The sequence below is a fragment of the Pseudomonas sp. Irchel s3a10 genome (assembly GCF_900187525.1).
Lineage (GTDB): Bacteria > Pseudomonadota > Gammaproteobacteria > Pseudomonadales > Pseudomonadaceae > Aquipseudomonas > Aquipseudomonas koreensis_G.
In genome coordinates, this window is sequence record NZ_FYDR01000001.1 from 767,029 (window position 1) to 790,553 (window position 23,525).

20 protein-coding genes are annotated in these 23,525 nt (G+C 61.5%); 10 read left to right on the plus strand and 10 right to left on the minus strand.

Going from position 1 to position 23,525, the window contains the following annotated elements; all coding sequences use genetic code 11:
- The first annotated feature begins 222 nt into the window (after positions 1 to 222).
- From CKW11_RS03285 to CKW11_RS03295, 3 genes are read left to right on the plus strand one after another with little or no spacing between them, the layout of a single operon-like run.
- Positions 223 to 1,467: an exonuclease SbcCD subunit D C-terminal domain-containing protein gene (locus CKW11_RS03285; RefSeq protein WP_095136375.1), complete on the plus strand. Its 1,245-nt coding sequence runs from the start codon at positions 223 to 225 to the stop codon at positions 1,465 to 1,467.
- Positions 1,464 to 5,105, plus strand: a complete 3,642-nt coding sequence (locus CKW11_RS03290; RefSeq protein ID WP_095136376.1) for an AAA family ATPase — start codon at positions 1,464 to 1,466, stop codon at positions 5,103 to 5,105. Before CKW11_RS03285 ends, CKW11_RS03290 begins: the two co-directional genes overlap by 4 nt.
- Positions 5,102 to 5,686, plus strand: a complete 585-nt coding sequence (locus CKW11_RS03295; protein WP_095136377.1) for a glutathione S-transferase — start codon at positions 5,102 to 5,104, stop codon at positions 5,684 to 5,686. Before CKW11_RS03290 ends, CKW11_RS03295 begins: the two co-directional genes overlap by 4 nt.
- Before the next feature lie 174 nt (positions 5,687 to 5,860).
- On the opposite strand, the gene CKW11_RS03300 is transcribed toward CKW11_RS03295, so the two are convergent.
- From CKW11_RS03300 to CKW11_RS03340, 8 genes are all read right to left on the minus strand, one after another.
- Positions 5,861 to 6,118 carry a hypothetical protein gene (locus CKW11_RS03300; protein WP_095136378.1) on the minus strand — a complete coding sequence of 86 codons (258 nt, stop codon included), beginning with the start codon at positions 6,116 to 6,118 and terminating at the stop codon, positions 5,861 to 5,863.
- A complete protein-coding gene (locus CKW11_RS03305; RefSeq protein ID WP_095136379.1) occupies positions 6,115 to 6,324 on the minus strand; it encodes a hypothetical protein in 210 nt (69 codons plus the stop codon). The genes CKW11_RS03300 and CKW11_RS03305 overlap by 4 nt, the downstream gene beginning before the upstream one ends.
- Positions 6,325 to 6,578: 254 nt before the next feature.
- Complete coding sequence (locus tag CKW11_RS03310) at positions 6,579 to 6,758, minus strand: hypothetical protein (RefSeq protein ID WP_095136380.1); 180 nt, start codon at positions 6,756 to 6,758, stop codon at positions 6,579 to 6,581.
- A 157-nt stretch (positions 6,759 to 6,915) separates the two neighbouring features.
- Positions 6,916 to 8,091 carry a lactonase family protein gene (locus CKW11_RS03315; RefSeq protein WP_095136381.1) on the minus strand — a complete coding sequence of 392 codons (1,176 nt, stop codon included), beginning with the start codon at positions 8,089 to 8,091 and terminating at the stop codon, positions 6,916 to 6,918.
- Positions 8,088 to 8,390, minus strand: coding sequence for a DUF5629 family protein (locus tag CKW11_RS03320; RefSeq protein ID WP_095136382.1), 303 nt, complete (start codon positions 8,388 to 8,390; stop codon positions 8,088 to 8,090). Before CKW11_RS03320 ends, CKW11_RS03315 begins: the two co-directional genes overlap by 4 nt.
- Before the next feature lie 168 nt (positions 8,391 to 8,558).
- On the minus strand, positions 8,559 to 10,139 hold the full coding sequence (locus CKW11_RS03330) for an aldehyde dehydrogenase (NADP(+)) (RefSeq protein ID WP_095136384.1): 1,581 nt from the start codon (positions 10,137 to 10,139) through the stop codon (positions 8,559 to 8,561).
- 9 nt (positions 10,140 to 10,148) lie between these two features.
- Positions 10,149 to 11,141, minus strand: a complete 993-nt coding sequence (gene araD1, locus CKW11_RS03335; RefSeq protein ID WP_095136385.1) for an AraD1 family protein — start codon at positions 11,139 to 11,141, stop codon at positions 10,149 to 10,151.
- A gap of 159 nt (positions 11,142 to 11,300) precedes the next feature.
- Positions 11,301 to 12,623, minus strand: a complete 1,323-nt coding sequence (locus tag CKW11_RS03340) for an MFS transporter (protein WP_095136386.1) — start codon at positions 12,621 to 12,623, stop codon at positions 11,301 to 11,303.
- A gap of 194 nt (positions 12,624 to 12,817) precedes the next feature.
- Between CKW11_RS03340 and CKW11_RS03345 the strand changes: the two genes are divergently transcribed.
- Together CKW11_RS03345 and CKW11_RS03350 are read left to right on the plus strand one after the other, a co-directional pair.
- Positions 12,818 to 14,554 (plus strand): IlvD/Edd family dehydratase, encoded by a 1,737-nt coding sequence (locus CKW11_RS03345; protein ID WP_027613081.1) that lies wholly within the window; start codon positions 12,818 to 12,820, stop codon positions 14,552 to 14,554.
- A gap of 186 nt (positions 14,555 to 14,740) precedes the next feature.
- Entirely contained in the window at positions 14,741 to 15,460 is a 720-nt protein-coding gene (locus CKW11_RS03350; RefSeq protein WP_007917986.1) for a FadR/GntR family transcriptional regulator, read from the plus strand.
- A gap of 182 nt (positions 15,461 to 15,642) precedes the next feature.
- On the opposite strand, the gene CKW11_RS03355 is transcribed toward CKW11_RS03350, so the two are convergent.
- Together CKW11_RS03355 and CKW11_RS03360 are read right to left on the minus strand one after the other, a co-directional pair.
- Complete coding sequence (locus CKW11_RS03355; RefSeq protein WP_095136387.1) at positions 15,643 to 18,027, minus strand: RND family transporter; 2,385 nt, start codon at positions 18,025 to 18,027, stop codon at positions 15,643 to 15,645.
- Positions 18,024 to 19,067, minus strand: a complete 1,044-nt coding sequence (locus CKW11_RS03360) for a YCF48-related protein (protein WP_095136388.1) — start codon at positions 19,065 to 19,067, stop codon at positions 18,024 to 18,026. Before CKW11_RS03360 ends, CKW11_RS03355 begins: the two co-directional genes overlap by 4 nt.
- 459 nt (positions 19,068 to 19,526) lie before the next feature.
- Between CKW11_RS03360 and CKW11_RS03365 the strand changes: the two genes are divergently transcribed.
- The 5 genes from CKW11_RS03365 (at position 19,527) to CKW11_RS03385 (ending at position 23,480) form a co-directional block, all read left to right on the plus strand.
- The gene (locus tag CKW11_RS03365; protein WP_095136389.1) at positions 19,527 to 20,117 is read left to right on the plus strand and encodes an amino acid synthesis family protein; all 591 of its coding nucleotides are present in this window, start codon (positions 19,527 to 19,529) and stop codon (positions 20,115 to 20,117) included.
- Between the two features lie 30 nt (positions 20,118 to 20,147).
- A complete protein-coding gene (locus CKW11_RS03370) occupies positions 20,148 to 20,981 on the plus strand; it encodes an alpha/beta fold hydrolase (RefSeq protein WP_095136390.1) in 834 nt (277 codons plus the stop codon).
- Complete coding sequence (locus CKW11_RS03375) at positions 20,978 to 22,459, plus strand: aldehyde dehydrogenase (protein ID WP_095136391.1); 1,482 nt, start codon at positions 20,978 to 20,980, stop codon at positions 22,457 to 22,459. Before CKW11_RS03370 ends, CKW11_RS03375 begins: the two co-directional genes overlap by 4 nt.
- 12 nt (positions 22,460 to 22,471) lie before the next feature.
- Entirely contained in the window at positions 22,472 to 22,957 is a 486-nt protein-coding gene (locus CKW11_RS03380; protein ID WP_095136392.1) for a flavin reductase family protein, read from the plus strand.
- A 133-nt stretch (positions 22,958 to 23,090) separates the two neighbouring features.
- Positions 23,091 to 23,480 carry a carboxymuconolactone decarboxylase family protein gene (locus CKW11_RS03385; protein WP_007968634.1) on the plus strand — a complete coding sequence of 130 codons (390 nt, stop codon included), beginning with the start codon at positions 23,091 to 23,093 and terminating at the stop codon, positions 23,478 to 23,480.
- The last annotated feature ends 45 nt before the right edge of the window (positions 23,481 to 23,525 follow it).

Sequence of the window (23,525 nt, forward strand, 5' to 3'; positions counted from 1 at the left end):
ATCAAAATAGTGGCGAGATATTAGATGGCCACTATTTTGGCGTCAATTATTCGATGCGATAAATTGAGTTGCCGATAAACGATCATGGCCAAATTGCGCGTCAATCCCAACGTCGTCCTGAGCCACGACCAGCCCTCCTGACGCAATAATCTGTAAACTCTCCCTCTTTTTGCCGCCTTCTCATACACGCGGCCATCACCTGTTTATGTAGCGGAGTCCACCTTGCGTCTGTTTCACACCTCCGACTGGCACCTTGGGCAAAACCTGCACGGCCAGGAGCGCGATTTCGAGCATGCGTGCTTTCTCGAATGGCTGCTGCGCCAACTGCAACTGGCGCAGCCGGATGTGCTGCTGATTGCCGGTGACATCTTTGACACGGTCAATCCGCCGGTCAAAGCTCAGGAACGCCTCTATGACTTCATCGTCAGCGCCCACGAGCAGCAGCCGTTGCTGACCATCGTGATGATTGCCGGCAACCACGATTCCGGCTCGCGCATCGAACTGCCCGCGCCGTTGATGCGCCGCTTGCGCACCCATGCGCTGGGGCGGGTGTTGTGGCTGGATGACGGCCAGCTCGACGCCGAACGGCTGTTGCTGCCGCTGCCGAATGCCCAAGGCGAGATCGCCGCGTGGTGCCTGACGCTGCCGTTCCTGCGTCCAGCCGAAGTGACCGGTGCGCATCTGGGCGACAACTATCTGCGCGGTATCGGTCAGGTGCATGAATGGCTGATCGAAGCGGCGAATGCCAAGCGCCAGCCGGGTCAGGCGCTGGTCGCCATCAGTCACGCGCACATGGCTGGCGGTTCGGTCTCGGAAGACTCCGAGCGCAGCCTGATCATCGGTAACGCCGAAGCGCTGCCCGCCAGCCTGTTCGGGCCGAGCATCAGCTACGTCGCCCTCGGCCATTTGCACAAGCCGCAGAAGGTCAACGGTGAAGAACGCATTCGCTACAGCGGCTCGCCGATTCCGCTGTCGTTTTCGGAAATCGGTTATCAGCACCAGATTCTCGACATCACCCTCAATGGCGAAACCCTGGTCAGCGTCGAGCCGAAACTGATCCCGCGCTCGGTCAACCTGCAACGCATCGGCCCGGCGCCGCTGGCGGAGATCCTGCTGCAACTGGCCGATCTGCCGAACATCGATCTGCTCGCCGAAACCCAGCGCCAGCCATGGCTGGAAGTGCGCGTAACCCTCGATGAGCCGCAGCCGGATCTGCGCCATCAGGTGGAAAACGCCCTGCAAGGCAAAGCCGTGCGTCTGGTGCGGATCGCCGCCGAGTACGCCGGCAACCGTGGCTCCGAGGGTAGCGACGACGGCAGCGCGCTGGTCGAACTGGATCAACTCACCCCGCAGGAACTGTTCAGTCGCGCCTGGCTCGACAACTATGGCAACGAGGTCGATGAGCAGACGCTGAAGGACTTCGCCGAACTGCTGCAGGACGTACAACTGGAGGGCGAGCAGCCATGAAGATTCTCGCCATTCGCTTGAAGAACCTCGCCTCGCTGGCCGGGCCGTTCGAAATCGACTTCACCGCCGAACCACTGGCCAGTGCTGGCCTGTTCGCGATCACCGGGCCGACCGGCGCCGGTAAAAGTACCTTGCTCGATGCCCTGTGCCTGGCGCTGTTCGGCGCCGTGCCGCGGCTGAACAACACTGGCCGTGACGCCAAGGTTCCGGATGCGGACGGCGAAATCGCCACTGGCGACCCGCGCACCTTGCTGCGTCGTGGTACCGGTGAATGTTACGCGGAGGTGGATTTCGTCGGCGTCGATGGCCGCCGTTACCGTGCACGCTGGGAAGCCAACCGTGCCCGCGAGAAGGCCGGCGGCAAGTTGCAGGCCAGCCGGCAGAGCCTGCGCGACATCGATCAGGATCAACTGCTCGCCAGCCAGAAAGGCGAATACAAGACCCAACTCGAAGCCGCGCTGGGCCTGAACTTCGAACAGTTCACCCGCGCCGTGCTGCTGGCCCAGAGTGAGTTCAGCGCGTTCCTCAAGGCCGACGACAACGACCGCAGCGAACTGCTGGAAAAACTCACCGACACCGCGCTCTACACCCGCCTCGGCCGCCGCGCGTTCGACAAGACCAAAGAGGCCCGCGAAGCGCACAAGCTGCTGCAGGATCAGGCCACTGGCGTCACTCCACTGGCCCCCGAAGCCCGCGCCGAACTGGATGAGCGTTTCAACGCTGCCCAGCAACAGCTGAAGTTGCAGCAAGCGCAGCTCAAGCAACTGGAACAACAGCACAGCTGGCTCAAGGATTTGCGCCAGTTGCAGGACGCGCAGCAAGCGGCTGCCGAACAACTGTCCAGTGCGCAGCAACAGTGGGAAAGCCTGGCCGGCGAGCGCCTGAGGCTGACGCGCCTGGAACAACTCGCCCCGCAACGGCACCAATTCGCGCGCAAGACTGAACTCGATGCGCAGCTGACGCCGCTGGCCGCACAAATTGCCGCGCACACCGAGCAACACGGCAAACTCAATGAGCGTCAGACGCAACTGGAGCAGGCACTCGATGCCGCAAAAATCGCCCTGACCGAAGCGCAGCAACAGCACAGCGAAAGCGCCCCGCTGCTGCGTCAGGCATTCGAGGAGCAAAGCACCCTCGCCCGTCTCGCCAAGGACACCGCACTCAGCGCCGAGGCCCGCCAGTCCGCCGAGCAAGCCTGCACCGAAGGCCAGAGCGCGATTCAGGCCTTGCAGGCGAAACAGGCCGAAGTCGCTGAACGCCTGCAGAAAATCGCCGCCGAGCTGGAGCAGAGTGCGGATCTGGCGCCGCTCAGCGACGCATGGAATGCCTATCGCGATCGCCTGCAACAGCTGATGCTGATCGGCAATCGCCTGAACCAGGGCCAGGCCGAACTGGCGACCCTCGAACAGAACGCCGCGCACAGCGCCGACGCGTTGGCTACGCAGAAACAGCAACTGGAAGTGCTGTTCAAAGAGGCCGGCGCCGAGCCGGATGCCGTCGCCGAGCAGATCGGCATCCTCGGCACTCTGTTGCAAGACAACCGCAAACAGCTGCGCGCCATCGAAGACCTGACACGGCTCTGGGCCAGTCAGCAGGAGCTGGAAAAACGCGGCGCCGAGCTGCAACAGCGCCTGCTCGATGCACAGCAGGAACGCGAGCGCCTGACCCAGGACGGAGTGAAAACCAAGGCCGAGCTGACCGTCGCCGAACAAACCCTTAACGTCACCCGAGAACTGCTCGAGCGCCAGCGTCTGGCCCGCAGCGCCAGTGTCGAAGAACTGCGCGCGCAGTTGCAGGACGATCAGCCGTGCCCGGTCTGTGGCAGCAACGAGCATCCGTATCATCAGCCGGAAGCGCTGCTGCAAAGCCTCGGCCGGCACGATGAATCCGAGCAGGCCAACGCGCAGCAAGCGGTGGATCAGCTCAAGGAAAAACTCACCGAGCTGCGCGCCGACGTCGGGGGCGTGATCGCCCGGCAGAAAGAGCTGTTGCAACAGCAGGAGCAATTGACCGCCCAGCTCCAGGCACTGGCGCCGAGTCTGCAGGCGCATCCGCTGGCGCCTCAGTTGCTGAACCAGGACGCCGACAAGCGTGACGCCTGGCTGACCCGGCAGAACGATCAACTGAATCAGAGCATCACTCAGGACGAACAACGCCAGAGCGCCCTGCTCACCCTGCAACAGGACGCGGCGCGCCTGACCCAGCAACTGCGTAATGCCGAAACCGCGCATCAGCAAGCGGCGCAACACTTGAGCAACCAACAACGCGAACTGAGCAGCGACCGTCAGCGTCTCGACGAGGAACTGACCGCGTTCGCCAGCTTGTTGCCGGCCGACACCCTCGAGGCCTTGCGCATCGAGCCGGCGGCAACCTTCATGCAGCTGGATCGGCAGATTGCCGAACGTCTGGCGCAGGTTGATCAGCAGAAGGAAGAGTTGGCCGAACAGCAACAACGCCAGCAGACGCTGGACAAGGAACAGGATCGCCAGCTCAGCCGCGTCCAGCAGCTGCAAAGCGCCGAGCAGCAATTCAGCGCACTGGCCGAGCAGCAGCAGGCCAGTCAGGCGAAACTGGCGCAACTGTTGGGCGACCACAGCAGCGCCGAGCACTGGCAGCAGCAACTGGAACAGGCTGTGGATCAGGCGCGCAACGCCGAAACCAGCACCGCTGCGGAACTGCAGAGCGTACGTACGCAGTTGGTGCAGATCAGTGCCGAACTCAAGGCTCAGCAGGAACGCTTACAGGCGCTGCAAAGCGAAGACAGCGAACTGACGCAGAAGATTGCCGACTGGCGCGCACGCCATCCTGAACTGGATGACGGCGGTCTCGAAGACCTGCTGCGCGTCGATGACACGCAGCTCAGCGAACTGCGCCAACGCTTGCAGCACAACGAAAAAGCCATCGAACAGGCCAAGGTGCTGCTGCAGGAACGGGATCAGCGCTTGGCCGATCATCAGGCGCAGCACAACGGCAATCTCGATGCCGAGCAACTCGCCAGCGCCCTCGCCGAGCTGCAGAACCAGTTCAACCTCAGCGAGCAACAGTGCGCCGAACTGCGCGCCGAGCAAGCTGAAGATCAGCGCCGGCAAAACGCCAACCAAGCGCTGGCGCAGCAGATCGCCGTCGCCTATGCCGAATACCAGCGCTGGGCGCGCCTGAATGCGTTGATCGGCTCGGCCACCGGCGACACGTTCCGCAAGATCGCCCAGGCCTACAACCTCGACCTGCTGGTGCATCACGCCAACGTGCAGTTGCGCCAACTGGTCAAACGCTATCGTTTGAAACGCGGTGGCAGCATGCTCGGCCTGCTGGTGATGGATACCGAGATGGGCGACGAATTGCGCTCGGTGCATTCGCTGTCCGGCGGCGAGACTTTCCTGGTGTCGCTGGCCCTTGCACTGGGGCTGGCATCGATGGCCTCGAGCACGCTGAAAATCGAATCGTTGTTTATCGACGAAGGCTTCGGCAGCCTCGACCCGGAATCGCTGCAACTGGCGATGGACGCCCTCGACGGTTTGCAGGCGCAGGGGCGCAAGGTCGCAGTGATTTCCCACGTGCAGGAAATGCACGAACGGATTCCGGTGCAGATTCAGGTGCAACGCCAGGGCAACGGCTTGAGTACGCTGGAGGTGAAATGAACACGCTGTATTCATTCCGCCGCTGCCCGTACGCAATGCGCGCGCGGATGGCCCTGCGATATTCCGAGGTGCCGGTGGAGATCGTCGAAGTCAGCCTCAAGGCCAAACCGGCCGCGATGCTGGCGATCTCGCCCAAGGGCACGGTGCCGGTGCTGGATGCCAATGGGCAGGTGATTGATGAGAGCCTGGAGATCATGCGCTGGGCGTTGGCACAGCATGATCCGGATGACTGGCTGCTCGGCGGTGATTCACGGATTGCCGAGTTGATCGAGGCTAACGATCAGGGGTTCAAGGTGCATTTGAACCGCTATAAATACGCCGAGCGTTATCCCGAGCAGCCGATGGAAGTTTATCGGGCTGAGGGGGCGTTGTTTCTGCAGAGGCTGGATGAGTTGCTTGAAGGTCGGGATTACTTGCTGAGCGATCACTTGAGTCTGGCGGACGTGGCGTTGCTGCCGTTCGTTCGGCAGTTTGCGCATGTGGATCGCGAGTGGTTTGCGCAGACGCCTTATGTGCGGTTGCAAGCGTGGTTGCAGCGCTTGCTCGACTCCGACCTCTTCACCTCGATCATGAAGAAATAACCACCCTCTTCCTGCTTGCCGAAAACCTGTGGCGAGGGGATTCATCCCCGATGGGCGGCGAAGCTGCCCTGAAATCAGACACCTCGGTGTATGAGAATAATCCGGTTTGCCGGGTTTGGGGCCGCTTCGCGCCCCATCGGGGATGAATCCCCTCGCCACAATGGTTCGATCAGTCTAAGCAAGAGCGTTGCACATGCCGAGTGCCATGCAATCCACTTCAAACGGTCCGAGAAAGTCGACCTCAGCCTTGATCGGCGGATTGCCGGCCATCAACCCCAGTGAACTGGCCCGTTCGATGTTGTGCGCAATGCTGTGGTTGGCCTCTATGGCCCGCGCCAGCGCACCCACCGAACCCTGACCGAAGCCGAGTAATGCCGCGCCATTGGTCATCAGTGCCAGGCTGGCAATGACCCAGAGTCTGTAGCCTTTCATGCGCCGCCCACTCCTGCGAGTTCAGCGCGATCAACCAGCACGTCTGCGCGGTGTTCGAACTGGATGCCGGGGTGTGCGACTTCGATCGGTGCGTCGAAGCTGTGTTGGGTTTGCGCGGCGATGCTGACAAACAGCACCAGGGCCAGGTAAAGACCGATGGCCAGGTAGGCGCCGCGCTTGGCTGAGGTGATGATTGAACTGGCCATGATGTGCTCCGTGGGCATGTTTCAGTGCCGTCAGGATCAATCAAAAAAGCCGCGGTAACCACTCAGGGTTTGCCATAGTAAACATCAGCTTGGTTGATTATTTAGCCTTTCTATTTACGTGCTTGAAGGGGTCTATCAAGCCGCCCAACGCATAAACGTGTAGGAGCTGCCGAAGGCTGCGATCTTTTGACGTTGAAGATCAAAAGATCGCAGCCTTCGGCAGCTCCTACAGGGAGTTGTTCGAAGCGGGCATTTCAGTGTTGGGCTTTGTGATCCAGTGCGGCGTAGAAGTTGGCGCTCTGTTGCAGGTATTTCTGGGTGTAGCTCTGGGTGTGGGATTTTTTGCCGGCGATTTCGGCGTTGGCACTGGCTGGCAATGCAACGGTGGCAGAGATGGCGGAAGCGGCGATGACAGAGAAAAGATTGAAGTTCATGGCGGTAACCCTCGTGTTCGGTTGGCTTGCTTTGCCCGATTGGGCCGTGAAGCAAACTTAACGCTCGAGGGTTGATCGCTTGAAATGCTTTGTAGCATTACCGGATATCAGCGCGATTAATACAACGAGACAGGCCCCGAATACCGGGGCCTGTGGCTTATTGTCGCACTAGAAACTTCAGATCGCTGGGGGCGTCCATCGGCAGTTTTTGCACGGTTTTGCCGAGCAGACCGGTCTTGGCATCGCGCTCGACGACAACAATTTCGTTGCTCTTCTGGTTGGCGATCAGCAGGAATTTGCCACTCGGATCGAGGCTGAACTCACGCGGGTGATCTCCTTCCACCGAACGTTTTTGCAGTTCCTTGAGCTGGCCGGTCGCCGGATCGATGCCGAACACCAGCAACTGATTGGCGGTGCCACGGTTGCTGACGTAGAGGAACTTGCCATCGGCCGACGCATGCAGCGCGGCGGCGGCTTTGTCCGAGGTCGGCTGACCGGCGGCCAGATCGACCATTTGCGTCTGCGTCAGCACGCCGTTGTGGTAGTCGAACACCGCGACCTGTGCGCTCATTTCCATGGTCAGCCAGGCATGCTTGCCGTCAGCACTGAACAGCAAATGACGCGGGCCACTGCCGGCCGGCAGGCTCACCGAAGCGGTTTTTGCCGGGGTCAACGGCAGGTCTGGATTGGCTTTCGGGTCGAATTTGTAAATGAAGACCTTGTCCGCTCCGAGGTCATTGGAGAACACGTAGCGGCCATCCGGCGAGGACACCGTCGAGTGCACGTGGTTCGAGGCCTGACGCTCGGGATTGACCCGGCTCGCCGGGTGCGCGCTCATCTGCACCACCGGTTTGAGTTTGCCATCGGCGCCGACCGGCAACACCGCGAGGGTGCCACCCGGATTTTCGACCACCGAATAGTTGCTGACGAACAGATGGCTGGCATCGCCGCTGAGGCTCGAATGGGTCGGCTCGTTGCCCAGGCTCTGCACTTGATTGATCAGGGTCAGGGCGTGGGTCTTCTGATCGATCGAGTAGCTGCTGACGCGGCCGACCGGATCTTTCTGGCCGGGGCCGTTTTCGTTGACCACGAACAGCTGCTTCTGGTCTTTGGACAGGGTCAGCCACGACGGGTTTTCGCTCTCCACCACTTGCAGCGGCTTGGCGGCAATCTGGCCGGTAGCACTATCGAAACTCATTCGATAGATGCCTTGGCTGGTGCCCGCGGTGTAGGAGCCGACCAGCAATTGATAGGTCTCGGCACTGGCACTGGACAGGCCCATGGCACCGACGCTGCCGGCCATCAGCAGCGGCCAGAATTTACGCATGTTCATTGATTGTCTTCCTCGTCGTCGCTGCTGCTGACTACATCACCGAGGCAGACCAGACGGTGCTCGCCGGTGGTTTTGGTATCGCTGGCGTAGCCAATGATGAGCCAGCTCTGCAGGTCTTCATCAAACGTCGCCGCCGTAACCTGCGCCGGGGTGAACTCCCAATGCAGGGATTTTTTGCCATCCATGCATTCGATGTGCAGGTTGTCGTCATCGTCGAGGGCGAATTCGAAGGCGTGCAGGCCGTCGATCTCGACCATGCCGCAGTGTTCGAGGGCGTTGAGAAGGGTTTGGGCAGTCATGGCAAACAGTCTTTCTAGGGGGGAAAGGGCCAATGATAGCTCATTGTCGTGCCCGGCCCTTGTAGGAGTGAGCCTGCTCGCGATGGCGGTGTGTCATCCAACCAAGATGTCGAATGTGAAACCGCTATCGCGAGCAGGCTCACTCCTACAGGGGATTTGCGGTGTGGGTTAGAGGGCGTCGCGTGACGGCTTGCCGTCGACCAGGCGCTGAATGCGCAACGGATTGCCATTCTTCAGCGGTTCCGGCAGCAAGCTGTCGGGGTAGTTCTGGAAGCACACCGGGCGCAGGAACCGGTCGATCGCCAGCGTCCCCACCGAGGTTCCGCGCGCATCCGACGTCGCCGGATACGGTCCGCCATGCACCATCGAATCGCACACCTCGACCCCGGTCGGATAACCATTGAGCAGGATCCGCCCGACTTTCTGTTCGAGCAGCGGCGTCAGTTCCGGGAAGCCTTCGAAGTCGGCCTGTTCGCCGATCATCGTCGCTGTCAGTTGCCCGTGCAGGCCCTGCAACGCCGCGTTCAACTCGGCCTTGTCCGCTACTTCGACGATCACCGTGATCGGGCCGAACACTTCTTCCTGCAGCACTTCATCACCGTTGATCAACAGGCTGACATCGGCCTTGAACAGTTGTGGCTGCGCCTGATTGCCCTGCTGCGGATTATCCGCCAGATGCTCGATGCCGGAATGCGCCAGCAACTTTTGCAGACCTTTGCCGTAACTGCCGAGGGTGCCGGCGTTGAGCATGGTTTGCGCCGGTTGGTCGCCAATCAGCCCGGCGACTTGCTGGACGAAGGCGCTGAACTGCGGCGAACGGATACCGATGACCAGTCCCGGATTGGTGCAGAACTGGCCGCAGCCCTGCACCACCGAAGCGGTCAGGTCGCGGGCAATGGTTTCCGAGCGCTCAGCCAAGGCTTGAGGCAGAACGATCACCGGGTTGATGCTCGACATCTCGGCAAACACCGGGATCGGTTGCGGCCGCGCCGCTGCCATGTCGCACAGTGCCCGACCGCCCTTGAGCGAACCGGTGAAGCCGACCGCCTGAATCGCCGGATGCTTGACCAGCCACTCGCCGACGCCACCGCCGTAGATCATGTTGAACACACCGGCCGGCATCGCGGTTTTTTCGGCGGCGCGAATCAGTGCATCGGCGACAAGTTCAGCGGTAGCCATATGACCCGAGTGTGCCTTGAACACCACCGGGCAACCGGCGGCCAGCGCGGCAGCGGTATCGCCGCCCGCAGTGGAAAACGCCAACGGAAAGTTGCTCGCACCGAACACTGCCACCGGGCCGAGGCCGATGCGGTACTGGCGCAGATCAGGGCGTGGCAACGGCTGCCGATCCGGCAACGGCAGGTCGATCCGCGCGCCGTAGAAATCACCGCGCCGCAGGACTTTGGCGAACAGGCGCATCTGCCCGCTGGTGCGCCCGCGCTCGCCCTGAATCCGCCCCGCAGGCAGCGCAGTTTCACGGCAGACCAGCGCGACGAAAGCATCACCCAACGCATCCAGTTCATCGGCAATCGCGTCGAGAAACTGTGCGCGGCGCTCGGCGCTGAGGCTGCGATAGGCTGGGTAAGCTGCTGCGGCGGCTTTGGCGGCGGCATCGACTTCGGCTTCAGTCGCTTGAATGAAAGCGTACGGCAGCTGTTCGCCGGTGGTCGCGTCGACGCTTTGCAGTTTGACGTTGCCTGCTGCGCTGCGCTGTCCGCCGATGTAGTTGTGGCCGAGAATCTGAGTCATGGGAGCTCCTTAAAGGGTACCGATGCTGTCCGGTTGAAAAGCCGCTGCTGCCGGGGCGATACCGTTGACCAGCGGGGCGCCGAATTCGGCCTGGCTGATTTCAAACTGGTCGCCCGGTTGGGTGCGAATGCCATCGGCGAACGACAGGGTCGCGGTGCCGAAGAAGTGAATGTGCACGTCGCCCGGACGCAGGAACTGGCGATATTTGAAGTGGTGGTATTCAAGGTTGGCGAGGCTGTGGCACATGTTGGCCTCGCCGCTGAGGAATTCGTTTTGCCACAGCACTTCGCCGTCACGCAGGATGCGACTGCTGCCGGCCAGATGTTGAGGCAATTCACCGGTGCGAAGTTCCGGACCGTAACTGCAACTGCGCAGTTTCGAGTGGGCGAGGTACAGGTAGTTCTTGCGCTCCATGACGTGGTCGGAGAACTCGTTGCCCACCGCGAAACCGAGGCGATACGGTTTGCCGTCGTGACCAATGACGTAGAGCCCGGCCATTTCCGGTTCCTCGCCGGCGTCTTCGGCGAACGGCGGCAACGGGAAGGCTTCGCCCGGACGCACGACGATGCTGCCGTCGCCCTTGTAGAACCACTCCGGCTGCACGCCCGCCTGCCCCGCCGCCGGTTTACCGCCCTCCACGCCCCATTTGAAGATGCGCATGGTGTCGGTCATTTGCGCTTCGTCGCCGGCCTGCTGGTGCATCTTGTCCCGCGCCGAGGCGCTGCCCAGGTGCGTGAGGCCGGTGCCGCTGACCAGCAAGTGCGCGGGATCGGGATGGTCCAGCGGCGGCAAGATGCGCAAGTCTTTGAGCAATTGCGCATAGTCATGACTGATGCCCAGGCCATGGGTTTGTACTTGCTGCTCCAGGGTGCTGCCGGCCTCAATCGCGGCCAGCGCGAGATCGCGTACGCTGCGGGCGTCCTGCACTTCGCGGATCAGCCCGTTGTCGACCACGCCGACGCGGCGCTCGCCGTTAATCAATTCGAATTGAACCAGATGCATATGTCCTCTCCTGTAAACCAGTCTTGAATTCGGCGCCGATCCATTGTGGGAGCGGGCTTGCTCGCGAAAGCGGTGTGTCATTCAACGATAATGGTGGCTGACCCACCGCATTCGCGAGCAAGCCCGCTCCCACATGGGATGCTGTGTTGTCCTGCAAATTCAGGTGCGGGTGGCACCGCGTGCACTGGCGGCGAACTGCTCGACCGGCAGCACATGTTTACGCTCAAGCACCCGGTAAACGATTGCTGTAAGAATCAAACCAAACACCATCACCCCACTGAGGAAATACAGCCCCGAAGCCAGGTTCCCGGTGTATTCCTTCAACGCGCCGATCACGAACGGCCCGATGTAGCCGCCGAGGTTGCCCACCGAGTTGACCAAGGCGATCCCCGCCGCCGCGCTCGCCCCAGCGAAGAACCGTCCCGGCAAGGTCCAGAACACCGCCGTGCAGGAAAACAGCGCAAACGCCACCAGGCACAGCGCCGCCAGTTGCGCCACCGGCAGGGTCAGCCACGCGCTGAAGAACAAGCCAAGCGCACCCAATACATAGAGCACCGCCAGGTGGCCGTAGCGATCGTTCATGCGGTCGGAGCTGCGCGGCACGATCAGCAGGCCGACGATGCCGAAGATGTACGGTACCGACGAGACGAAACCGGTCACCAGATCGCTGCCGCCGAACTGTTTGATCAATGTCGGCAGCCACAGGCCGAGGCCATAAATGCTCAGGGTCACCGGCAGATAGAACAGCGCCAGCAGCAACACGCGTTTGTCCTTGAGTGCATGCAGCGGATTGCCGTGACGGGTCTGGCCGTATTCCTGCAAATCCTTTTTCAGCTCGCCGGTCAGCCAGTCTTTCTCGGCCTGATCCATCCATTGCACTTGCTGCGGGCCGTCCGGCAGCCAGCGCAGTACCGGCCAGGTGAGGAGGATCGCCGGCGTGCCGATGACGATGAACAGCCACTGCCAGCCGTGCAGACCGAGAATGCCGTCCATGCCGAGCAAGCCGCCGGACACCGGGCCGGTGATCATCATCGCGATCGGCTGGGAGAGGATGAACAGGCCGAGGATTTTGCCGCGATGGCGCACCGGGAACCATTGGGTGATGTAGTACAGAACGCCGGGGAAGAACCCCGCTTCCGCCGCGCCGAGCAGAAAGCGCATGACGTAGAAACTGTGCGGGCCCTGGACGAACGCCATGCCGATGGTGATCGCGCCCCAGGTGATCATGATGCGCGCGAACCAGCGCCGCGCGCCGAAGCGTTCGAGCATCAGGTTGCTGGGGATTTCGAGAAGAAAGTAGCCAATGAAAAACAGCCCGGCACCGAGGCCATAGGCCGCATCACCGATGCCGATGTCGGCGCCCATGTGCAGCTTGGCGAAGCCGACGGCGGAGCGATCCACATAGGCGATCAGGTACAGCAGGATCAGGAAGGGAATCAGTTTCAGCGTGATGCGGCGGATCAGCCGCAGTTCCTGGCTCATGGGGTCGGTCTCCGATTGTTGTTTTTATAGAACCTCGGGGGACGCCTCTCGCGGAACACCGCCAGGGCCAATCCCTCCGTCGAAAACGACTATATAGTAATACTAATTACCCAACAACACTTCCAAACCGTCGATTTTGCGCTTATGTTTAGCCGTGACTCGCAAACAATAGTCTTACAATAAGAGAATCGATCATGTCTGAGAAGAAACCCACCCTGCGCTCGGCCCAATGGTTTGGCACTGCCGACAAGAACGGCTTCATGTACCGCAGCTGGATGAAGAATCAGGGCATCGCCGACCACCAGTTTCATGGCAAGCCGATCATCGGCATCTGCAACACCTGGTCGGAACTGACCCCGTGCAACGCGCATTTCCGCCAGATCGCGGAGCACGTCAAACGCGGAGTGATCGAGGCCGGTGGCTTTCCGGTGGAATTCCCGGTGTTCTCCAACGGCGAGTCGAACCTGCGCCCCACCGCCATGCTCACCCGCAACCTGGCGAGCATGGACGTTGAAGAGGCGATTCGCGGCAATCCGATTGACGGCGTGGTGCTGCTGACTGGCTGCGACAAGACCACCCCGGCGCTGCTGATGGGCGCGGCCAGTTGCGACGTGCCGGCGATCGTCGTCACCGGCGGGCCGATGCTCAACGGCAAGCACAAGGGCAAGGACATCGGCTCGGGCACGGTGGTCTGGCAGCTCAGCGAGCAGGTCAAGGCCGGCACCATCACCATCGACGATTTCCTTGCAGCCGAGGGCGGCATGTCGCGCTCGGCGGGTACCTGCAACACCATGGGCACCGCGTCGACCATGGCTTGCATGGCCGAAGCACTGGGCACGTCGTTGCCGCACAACGCGGCGATTCCGGCGGTGGATGCGCGACGTTACGTGTTGGCGCACATGTCCGGCATGCGCGCGGTGGAGATGGTTCGCGAAGACTTGCGCCTGTCGAAGATCCTGACCAAGGAAGCCTTTGAAAACGCTATTCGGGTCAACGCGGCTATTGGCGGTTCGACCAACGCGGTGATTCACCTGAAAGCCATCGCCGGGCGCATCGGTGTCGAGCTGGATCTGGACGACTGGACCCGTATCGGGCGCGGCATGCCGACCATCGTCGACCTGCAACCGTCCGGGCGCTTTCTGATGGAAGAGTTTTACTACGCCGGTGGTTTGCCGGCGGTGCTGCGCCGTCTCGGCGAGGCCAATCTGATCCCCAATCCGAACGCGCTGACCGTTAATGGTAAATCGCTAGGCGAGAACACCAAGGACGCGCCGATTTATGGCGAGGACGAAGTGATCCGTACCCTTGACAATCCGATCCGCGCTGACGGCGGTATCTGCGTGCTGCGCGGCAACCTGGCGCCGCTCGGTGCGGTGCTCAAGCCGTCCGCCGCTACGCCTGAGCTGATGCAGCATCGTGGCCGTGCGGTGGTGTTTGAAAACTTCGACATGTACAAGGCGCGGATCAATGATCCGGAACTGGATGTCGATAAAGATTCGATCCTGGTGATGAAGAACTGCGGGCCGAAGGGTTATCCGGGCATGGCCGAGGTCGGCAATATGGGCCTGCCAGCCAAGCTGCTGGCTCAAGGCGTGACCGATATGGTGCGCATCTCCGACGCGCGGATGAGCGGCACCGCGTACGGCACGGTGGTTTTGCACGTCGCCCCGGAAGCGGCGGCCGGCGGGCCGTTGGCGGTGGTGCAGGAAGGCGACTGGATCGAGCTGGATTGCGCCAGCGGGCGTTTGCATCTGGACATTCCGGATGCCGAACTGGCAGCGCGCATGGCGGATCTGCAGCCACCGCAGCAATTGTTGGTGGGTGGCTATCGTCAGCTGTACATCGATCATGTGCTGCAGGCGGATCAGGGCTGTGACTTTGACTTTCTGGTGGGTTGCCGAGGTGCGGAAGTGCCCCGCCATTCTCACTGACACCGCAGATCTACTGTAGGAGTGAGCCTGCTCGCGATAGCGGTCCGCCAGTTGGTACACATGCTGACTGACACACCGCCATCGCGAGCAGGCTCACTCCTACATTTGCTATGCATCAGCCTCAAGATCGCCGCACGCCTGCTATGATGCGCGGCATCTCCATCGCTCAGGATCGCGCCGTTCCCCATGGATTACCGCAAACCTTCCGATCGCAAAAGCATGCACTCGCGCATTGTCCAGGAACTGGGCATGCAGATCGTCTCCGGACGCTTTTTGCCCGACGACAAACTGCCCGCCGAAGCGCTGTTGTGCGAGGAATACGCGGTCAGCCGCCCGGTGTTGCGCGAAGCCACGCGAGTGCTGGTGGCCAAGGGGCTGGTGTATTCCAAACCGCGTGTCGGCACGGTGGTCAAGGCGCGCCGCGAGTGGCACATGCTCGACCCGGACGTGCTGCACTGGCTGATGCAAAGCAGCCCGCAGAATGAATTCTTCAATGTGCTGACCAGCGTGCGCAGCATCATCGAACCGGCCGCCGCCGCCCTCGCCGCCCAGCACGCGACCGAGGCCGACATCGCGGCCATCGGCGAAGCCTATCAACGCATGGAAGCCGCACCGACCCCGGAAGCATTGCTGCAGCCGGATCTGGACTTCCACAGCCGCATCGCTGACGCGACCCACAATGATCTGCTGGCGAACCTGTGCAACATGCTTTCGGTGGCGATCGCCGAGGCGTTGAAGCACTCCAACCAGCGCCCGAATCTGCATGAACTGGCGCTGCCGAGGCACAAGGCGATTCTTACGGCGATCGAGAACCGTGATGCGCTGGGTGCAAGGCATGCGACGCTGGTGCAGCTGGATGATGCGCGCAGTGCGCTGAGTGTTGTGCTCGGTACCGAGCTCTCCTGACACACCACAATTCCCCTTGTAGGAGTGAGCCTGCTCGCGATAGCGGTGTGTCATTCCGTGATTCTCTACCTGATATACCGCTATCGCGAGCAGGCTCACTCCTACAAGGGATTGTGTGAAATTCGCAGGATAAAAAAAGCCGCAACCCTGAGGTTGCGGCTTTGTCGTTTCAGGCATCCGGATCAGTGAGCAAACAGCGAGTTGCCCTTCTGCCCCGCCAGTTTCTCCGGCTTGATCAGGAACTTCGCCAGCGCTGGCAACAGCCACAGCGCACCGAACATGTTCCATAGCAGCATGAAGGTCAGCATCAGGCCCATGTCGGCCTGGAACTTGATCGCCGAGAAGATCCAGGTGCACACGCCGATGGCCAGGCACAGACCGGTGAACAGCACCGCTTTACCGGTGGATTTCAGGGTCTGGTAATAAGCTTCCTGCAACGGCAACCCGGCGCGCAGGAAACTTTCCAGACGGCTGTAGATGTAGATCCCGTAGTCCACGCCGATCCCCACGCCCAGCGCCACCACCGGCAGGGTCGCGACTTTGACGCCGATGCCCATGAACGCCATCAGCGCGTTGCCCAGCACCGAGGTCAGCACCAGCGGCAAGACGATGCACAGGGTCGCCGCCCACGAGCGGAAGGTGATCATGCACATCACCGCGACGCAGATGTACACCAGGATCAGGATCGTCAGCTCGGCCTGTTTGATGACTTCGTTGGTGGCCGCCTCGATCCCGGCGTTACCGGCGGCGAGGATGAATTCCAGACCGTCCTTGTTGTTGGCCGTGGCGAACTCCTGCACCGCGTGCACCGCGCGGTCGAGGGTTTCGGCCTTGTGGTCATTGAGGAAGATCAGCACCGGGGCCAGCGAACAGCTGTTGTTGTACAGGCCGTCGGCGCGGGCGATCGAGTTGTTCAGCACGTCCGGGTTGCGCGACAGGGTTTCCCATTTCAGGTTGCCCTCGTTCATGCCCTTGATCATCTGCTTGGACACGGTCACCAGCGAGATCGCCGACTGCACGCCCTCGGTGTTCTGCATCTTCCACATCAGCTCGTCGATCGGCGCCATGGCCTCAAAGCGCGAGCAGCCTTCGGCTTTGGTCTTGACCATCACCACCAGCACATCGGAGCTGGTCGAGTAATTGCTGATGATGAAGTTGTTGTCCTTGTTGTAGCGCGAGTCCGGACGCAGCTCCGGCGCACCCTGATCGAGGTCGCCGATTTTCAGGTTCTGGCTGTACCAGAGGCCGCCGCCGAAGGCGATCAGCGCCAGCAGCACCGAGATGCGTGCGACTTTCGGGCTGGCGAAGTTCGACAACAGGCGCCAGAACGGGTGTTCGCGATTCGCGTCTTTCTTGCTCTTGGCAATCGCACGCTTGCTGATGCCGACATAGGAAATCGCCACCGGCAACAGGATCAGGTTGGTGAACACGATCACCGCCACGCCGATGGACGCGCCGATCGCCAGTTCGCGGATCACCCCGATGTCGATGATCAGCAGGGTGATGAAGCCCACGGCGTCGGCGAGAATCGCGATCATCCCCGGCAGAAACAGTTGCCGGAAGGTGCGCCGCGCAGCGGTCAGGGCGTTGTCCGCCTCACTCGATTGCAGGGCGATACCGTTGATCTTCTGCACGCCGTGGGAAATGCCGATGGCGAAGATCAGGAACGGCACCAGCATCGAATACGGATCCAGCCCGAAGCCGAAGAAGTGCATCAGCCCCAGTTGCCAGACCACCGCCACCAGCGTGGTGCTCAACACCGCAATGGTGCTGCGCAGGCAGTTGGTGAACCACAACAGCAGGATCAGGGTGATGACGAAAGCGATGCCGAAGAACATCACCACCATCACCAGCCCGTCGATCAGGTCACCGACCTTCTTGGCGAAACCGACGATGTGGATCTTGACGTTGGGGTTCTGCGCTTCGAACTTGTTGCGGATCTTGTCTTCAAGCTCATGGGAGAACTGGCGGTAGTCCAGTGCCAGCAACTTCCCCTGATCCTGCGGATCCGGGTAGGACTCCAGCAACGGAATGTCGACGATGCTCGACTTGAAGTCGTTGGCCACCAGGCGTCCGACCTGCCCTGACTTGAGCACGTTGTTGCGCAGCAGATCGAGACTGTCCTGAGAGCCGTTGTAGCTCTGCGGGATCACTTCCCCGCCGGCGAAGCCCTCTTCGGTCACTTCGGTCCAGCGTACGCTCGGGCTCCACAGCGACTTGAGGCCGGAGCGGTCGACGCCGGAGATGTAGAACACCTCGTCGTTGATCTGCCGCAGGGTCTCCATGTACTCCCTGGAAAAAATGTCGCCGTCCTTGGCTTCCACCGAAATGCGCACGGTGTTGCCCAGGTTCGCCAGATCGTTGCGGTGCTCCATCATCTTCTCGATGAACGGATGCTTGAGCGGGATCATTTTTTCGAAACTGGTGGACGGCCGGATCAGCGTGGCCTGCCAGAACAGAAAGACGCTGACCACTAGACAGATCAGGATCACTGCCGGGCGGTTGTTGAAAATCAGACGTTCGAGGAACGTCGCCTTGTCCTGCTGAGGAGTGATCAAGGAAGTCATAGCCCCGCCTTCTTATTATTGATTTCGGCGCCGTTTGGCTGCGTGGTGTGCACGCCACCCTGCCCGGTCAGAATCAGATTGCCGTCGCCGGCTGCCGTCACCGAGGACAGCGAAATGCGATCCGGGCGGTTGAAGACGCTGAAGGTTTCGCCGTTGTCGCTGCTGCTGATCACCGAACCGCCGTTGCCGACGATCACGATCGAGCCGTCGGCGAGCAGCGTGGCGCCGGACAGGCCGAATTCCAGCGCGCCGCGTGCGGCTTTCAGTTCAACCTGTTCCCAGGTGCTGCCGAAATCGGTGGAACGGTAGAGGTTGCCGCGCAAGCCGTAGGCCAGCAGTGTCTGCGGTTGCGCCGTACCGATCACGCCGAACAGCGAGCCTTCGTACGGGCCTTCGAGTTTTTCCCAGGTCTGGCCCCAGTCGGCGGAGCGGAACATGCTGCCCGACTCGCCGACGATGAACAGTCCGGCGTCCTTCACCGCCGTGATGGCGTTGAGGTGGAACTGGTCTTCGTTGTCGAGGCGGTCGCTGACGTCTTCCCAGTTTTTGCCGCCATCGGTGGTTTCCAGCAACGCGCCGTACGCGCCCACGGCAAGGCCGCTGTTGACGTCCTTGAACCAGACGTCGAGCAGCGGCGATTCACGCTTGAGGTCTTCGAATTGCTTGGTCCAGGTCAGACCGCCGTCTGCGCTGGCGAGAATTTGTGCGTCGTGGCCGACCGCCCAGCCGTGCTGGTCATCGACGAAGTACACCGCCGTCAGCAGTTGCCGGGACGGCACTTTGGCCTGGGTCCAGGTCTTGCCCTGGTCGTCGGAATAGAGAATGTGTCCGCGATCCCCGACCGACACCAGGCGGTTGCCAGCGTGGACGACATCGAGCATCAGGCTTTTCGCGGCTTTGGCGGATTCGGTTGCATAGACCACGTCGGCTGGCGCCTCGGCGGCCATCACAGGTGCCGATAACGTGGCAAAGCCCAGCAAAGTGAGTGCTGTGGCCAGCAACGCGGTGTTGCGTAACGCCGGCGGGCGGCAACGACTCATAGACCTTCCCCTATTTATTATTGTTAGGCCATTCGGCCTTAGGGCGCCGCAAGGGTGCTCGTGGTGACTGATGGGTCACAAGCATAGCCGTGAAACCCGCAGTCCAGAGCGCCTTGGGAAGCTGGCTCATCCTATCGGGCTTTGGAAACGTCTGACAATCGGCGCCACGTTATCTTTTGTTAACCGGATGACCTCCTGTCAGCGGTGATTTCCATTGTGGGAGGGGGCTTGCTCCCGAAGGCGATGTGTCAGGCACCAAAGATGTCGACTGATCCACCGCTTTCGGGAGCAAGCCCCCTCCCACAGGGTGTAATGGTGTTTGTGAGATTGGGGCTGGCAGTGAGTACGGCGCCATTCGCCGGATGGATGCAGCAAATCTTGCGTGGGGGACTTGCACGATAGGTATTATGGTATACCATCAGACGCACAGACACTCTCAATCCCCCTACGGAGCAGCTCATGAGTTTCGAAATTCGCAAGATCGTCAGCTATGTCGAAGAAACCTTCATCGAAGGCGGCAAGGTCACTGACAAGCCAGTGACCATGGTCGGGCTGGCCGTGGTGATGAAGAACCCGTGGGTCGGCAACGGCTTCGTCGAGGATCTGAAACCGCAAATTCGCGCCAACTGCTCCGACCTCGGCGCAATGATGGTCGAGCGTCTGGTGGGCATCATCGGCGGCGCCGAGAAGATCGAGGCGTACGGCAAAGCGGCAGTGGTCGGTGCCGACGGCGAGATCGAGCACGCCTCGGCGGTGATCCACACCCTGCGCTTCGGCAACCACTACCGCGAAGCGGTCAAGGCCAAGAGCTACCTGAGCTTCACCAACAAGCGCGGCGGCCCGGGCACTTCGATTCAGATCCCGATGATGCACAAGGATGACGAAGGCCTGCGTTCGCACTACATCACCCTGGAAATGCAGATCGAAGACGCGCCGCGTGCCGACGAAATCGTCGTGGTACTCGGTTGCGCCGACGGTGGCCGCCTGCACCCGCGCATCGGCAACCGCTACATCGATCTGGAAGAACTGGCCGCCGAAAAAGCCCAGTAATCACAATAAAAGGCACTGCAGGAGCGCTCCATGATTCGGCTCACCGCTGAACTCACCCCGGCTGGCACCAGTTACCTGGCGACCGGCCAAGGCCAGCCCGTGGTCTTGATCCACGGCGTGGGCCTGAACAAAGAAATGTGGGGCGGCCAGATCGTTGGCCTGTCTGCCCAATACCAGGTGATCGCCTACGACATGCTCGGCCACGGCGCCAGCCCGCGCCCGGCCAGCGGCACCGGCCTGCTCGGTTATGCCGATCAGTTGCTGGAGCTGCTCGATCACCTGAATCTGCCTCAGGCAGCGGTGATCGGTTTCTCCATGGGCGGTCTGGTCGCGAGGGCGTTTGCCCTGCACTACCCCGAGCGCCTGCAAAGCCTGGTGGTCCTGAACAGCGTGTTCAACCGCAGCGAAGAGCAGCGCGCCGGGGTTATCGCCCGTACCGCGCAGGCCGCTGAACACGGCCCGGATGCCAACGCCGAAGCGGCGCTGTCGCGCTGGTTCAGCCGCGAATATCAGGCGGCTAACCCGGCACAGATCGCGGCCATTCGTCAGACCCTGGCCGGCAATGACCCGCAGGGCTATCTGACCACCTACGAATTGTTCGCCACCCAGGACATGTACCGCGCCGACGACCTTGGCAGCATTCAGGCGCCGACGCTGATCGCCACTGGCGAACTCGACCCCGGTTCGACCCCGGAAATGGCCGAGCAACTGGCCCGGCGCATCCCCGGGGCGAGGGTTGCGGTGCTGCCCGAGCAACGGCATATGATGCCGGTAGAGTCGCCGCGCCTGGTCAACCAGACGCTGCTGGAATTTCTCGACTACGCACACTCCCGACAAAACCATATAAAGGGGATCGTTGCATGACACTCGCACGCTTCCAGATGTGCATCGGCGGAGAATGGGTCGACGCCCTCTCCGGCAAGACCTTCGAAAGCCTCAACCCGGCTTGCGCACAGGCCTGGGCCGAACTGCCTGACGCCGATGAAGCCGACGTCGAACGCGCGGTGCAAGCGGCGCAGACGGCTTTCGACAGCCCGGCCTGGCGCGGCCTGACCGCCACCGCACGCGGCAAACTGCTGCGCCGTCTCGGTGACCTGATCGCGGAAAACAAGGAACAACTGGCGCAGCTGGAAAGCCGCGACAACGGCAAGCTGATCCGCGAAACCCGGGGTCAGGTCGGCTATCTGCCGGAGTTCTTCCACTACACCGCAGGTCTGGCCGACAAGCTCGAAGGCGGCACCCTGCCGCTGGATAAGCCCGATCTGTTCGCCTACACCGTGCACGAAGCGATGGGTGTGGTCGCCGCGATCATTCCGTGGAACAGCCCGCTGTACCTGACCGCGATCAAACTGGCGCCGGCCCTCGCCGCCGGCAACACCATCGTGATCAAACCGTCCGAGCACGCCTCGGCGACCATCCTTGAGCTGGCACGCCTGGCCCTCGAAGCCGGGATCCCGCCGGGTGTGGTCAACGTCGTCACCGGTTACGGCCCGAGCACCGGCGCAGCCCTCACCCGCCATCCGCTGATCCGCAAGATCGCCTTCACCGGCGGCGCGGCCACGGCCCGGCATGTGGTGCGCAGCAGCGCCGAGAACTTCGCCAAGCTGTCGCTGGAACTCGGCGGCAAGTCGCCGAACATCATCTTCGCCGACGCCGATCTGGACAGCGCGATCAACGGCGCCATCGCCGGGATCTACGCCGCTTCGGGTCAAAGCTGCGTGTCTGGCTCGCGGCTGCTGGTGCAGGACGAAATCTACGACGAGTTCGTCAATCGCCTGGTCGAACGCGCCCAGCGCATTCGCATCGGCAACCCGCAGGAAGACCACAGCGAAATGGGCCCGATGGCCACCGCGCAGCAACTGGCAGTAGTCGAAGGGTTGGTGGCGGATGCCATCGCTGAAGGCGCGCGTTTGCGCACCGGCGGCAAGCGTCCGGCTAATCTCGGTGACGGCTGGTTCTACGAGCCGACGCTGTTCGAGTGCGACCGCAACTCGATGAAGATCATGCAGGAAGAAGTCTTTGGCCCGGTGGCATCGGTGATTCGCTTCAAAGATGAAGCCGAGGCGCTGGCGATTGCCAACGACTCGCAGTTCGGCCTCGCCGCCGGCATCTGGACTCGCGACCTGGGCCGCGCCCATCGTCTGGCGCGGGATGTGCGCTCGGGAATCATCTGGGTCAACACCTACCGCGCAGTGTCGGCCATGGCGCCGATCGGCGGCTTCAAGAACAGTGGCTATGGACGCGAAAGCGGCATCGATTCGGTGCTGGCCTACACCGAACTGAAAACGGTGTGGATCAATCTCTCTCAGGCTCCGATGCCTGATCCATTTGTGATGCGCTAGGAGTCCTGCGACATGATCGAACCCGGCATTTACAAAGACGTCATGAGCTCATTCCCATCCGGCGTCACGGTGGTCACCACCCTAGACCCGGACGGCGCCATCGTCGGCATCACCGCCAGCGCCTTCAGTGCGCTGTCGATTGATCCGGCACTGGTGCTGTTCTGTCCCAACTACGCCTCCGACACCTACCCGGTGCTGCGCGACAGCAAGAAATTCGCGATCCATTTGCTGTCCGCCGACCAGACCGCCGAGGCCTACGCCTTTGCCGGTAAAGGCAAGGACAAGGCCAGGCACATCGAGTGGCATTTGAGCGAACTCGGTAACCCGATCCTCGCCAAGGCCACGGCGATCATCGAGTGCGAGTTGTGGCGTGAATACGACGGTGGTGATCACGCGATCATTGTCGGCGCGGTGAAGCACCTGATCCTGCCCGAGCAACCGGTAACACCGATGATTTATCACAAGGGCAAGCTTGGCCCGTTGCCAACCCTGGCCTGATGGATTCACACAATCCCTGTAGGAGTGAGCCTGCTCGCGATAGCGGACTGACATTCAACATTGATGTCGACTGATCCACCGCTATCGCGAGCAGGCTCACTCCTACAAGGGATTTATGGTGATGGGAGGAATGATGAGCAACGAAAAGTACGAAAAAGGCCTGAAGATCCGCACTCAGGTGCTCGGCGAAGCCTATGTGCAGCGCTCGATCGAGAACGCCGACGACTTCACCCGCCCGCTGCAGGAAATGGTCACCGAGTACTGCTGGGGCCATGTCTGGGGGCGCGAGGGTTTGTCGCTCAAGGAGCGCAGCATGATCAACCTGGCGATGATCTCGGCGCTCAACCGCCCGCACGAACTCAAGCTGCATGTGCGCGGCGCCTTGCGTAACGGCCTGAGTCGTGAGCAAATACGCGAAATTCTGCTTCAGGTCGGTATTTATTGCGGCGTCCCGGCAGCCGTGGACAGTTTCCGGCTCGCCCGTGAAGCCTTCGCCGAAGCCGACGCCGAGGCCTCCAGTTAACCCCTCGGCTGTTTAGATGCCCGTCTGGCATGGACAGCCAAATTC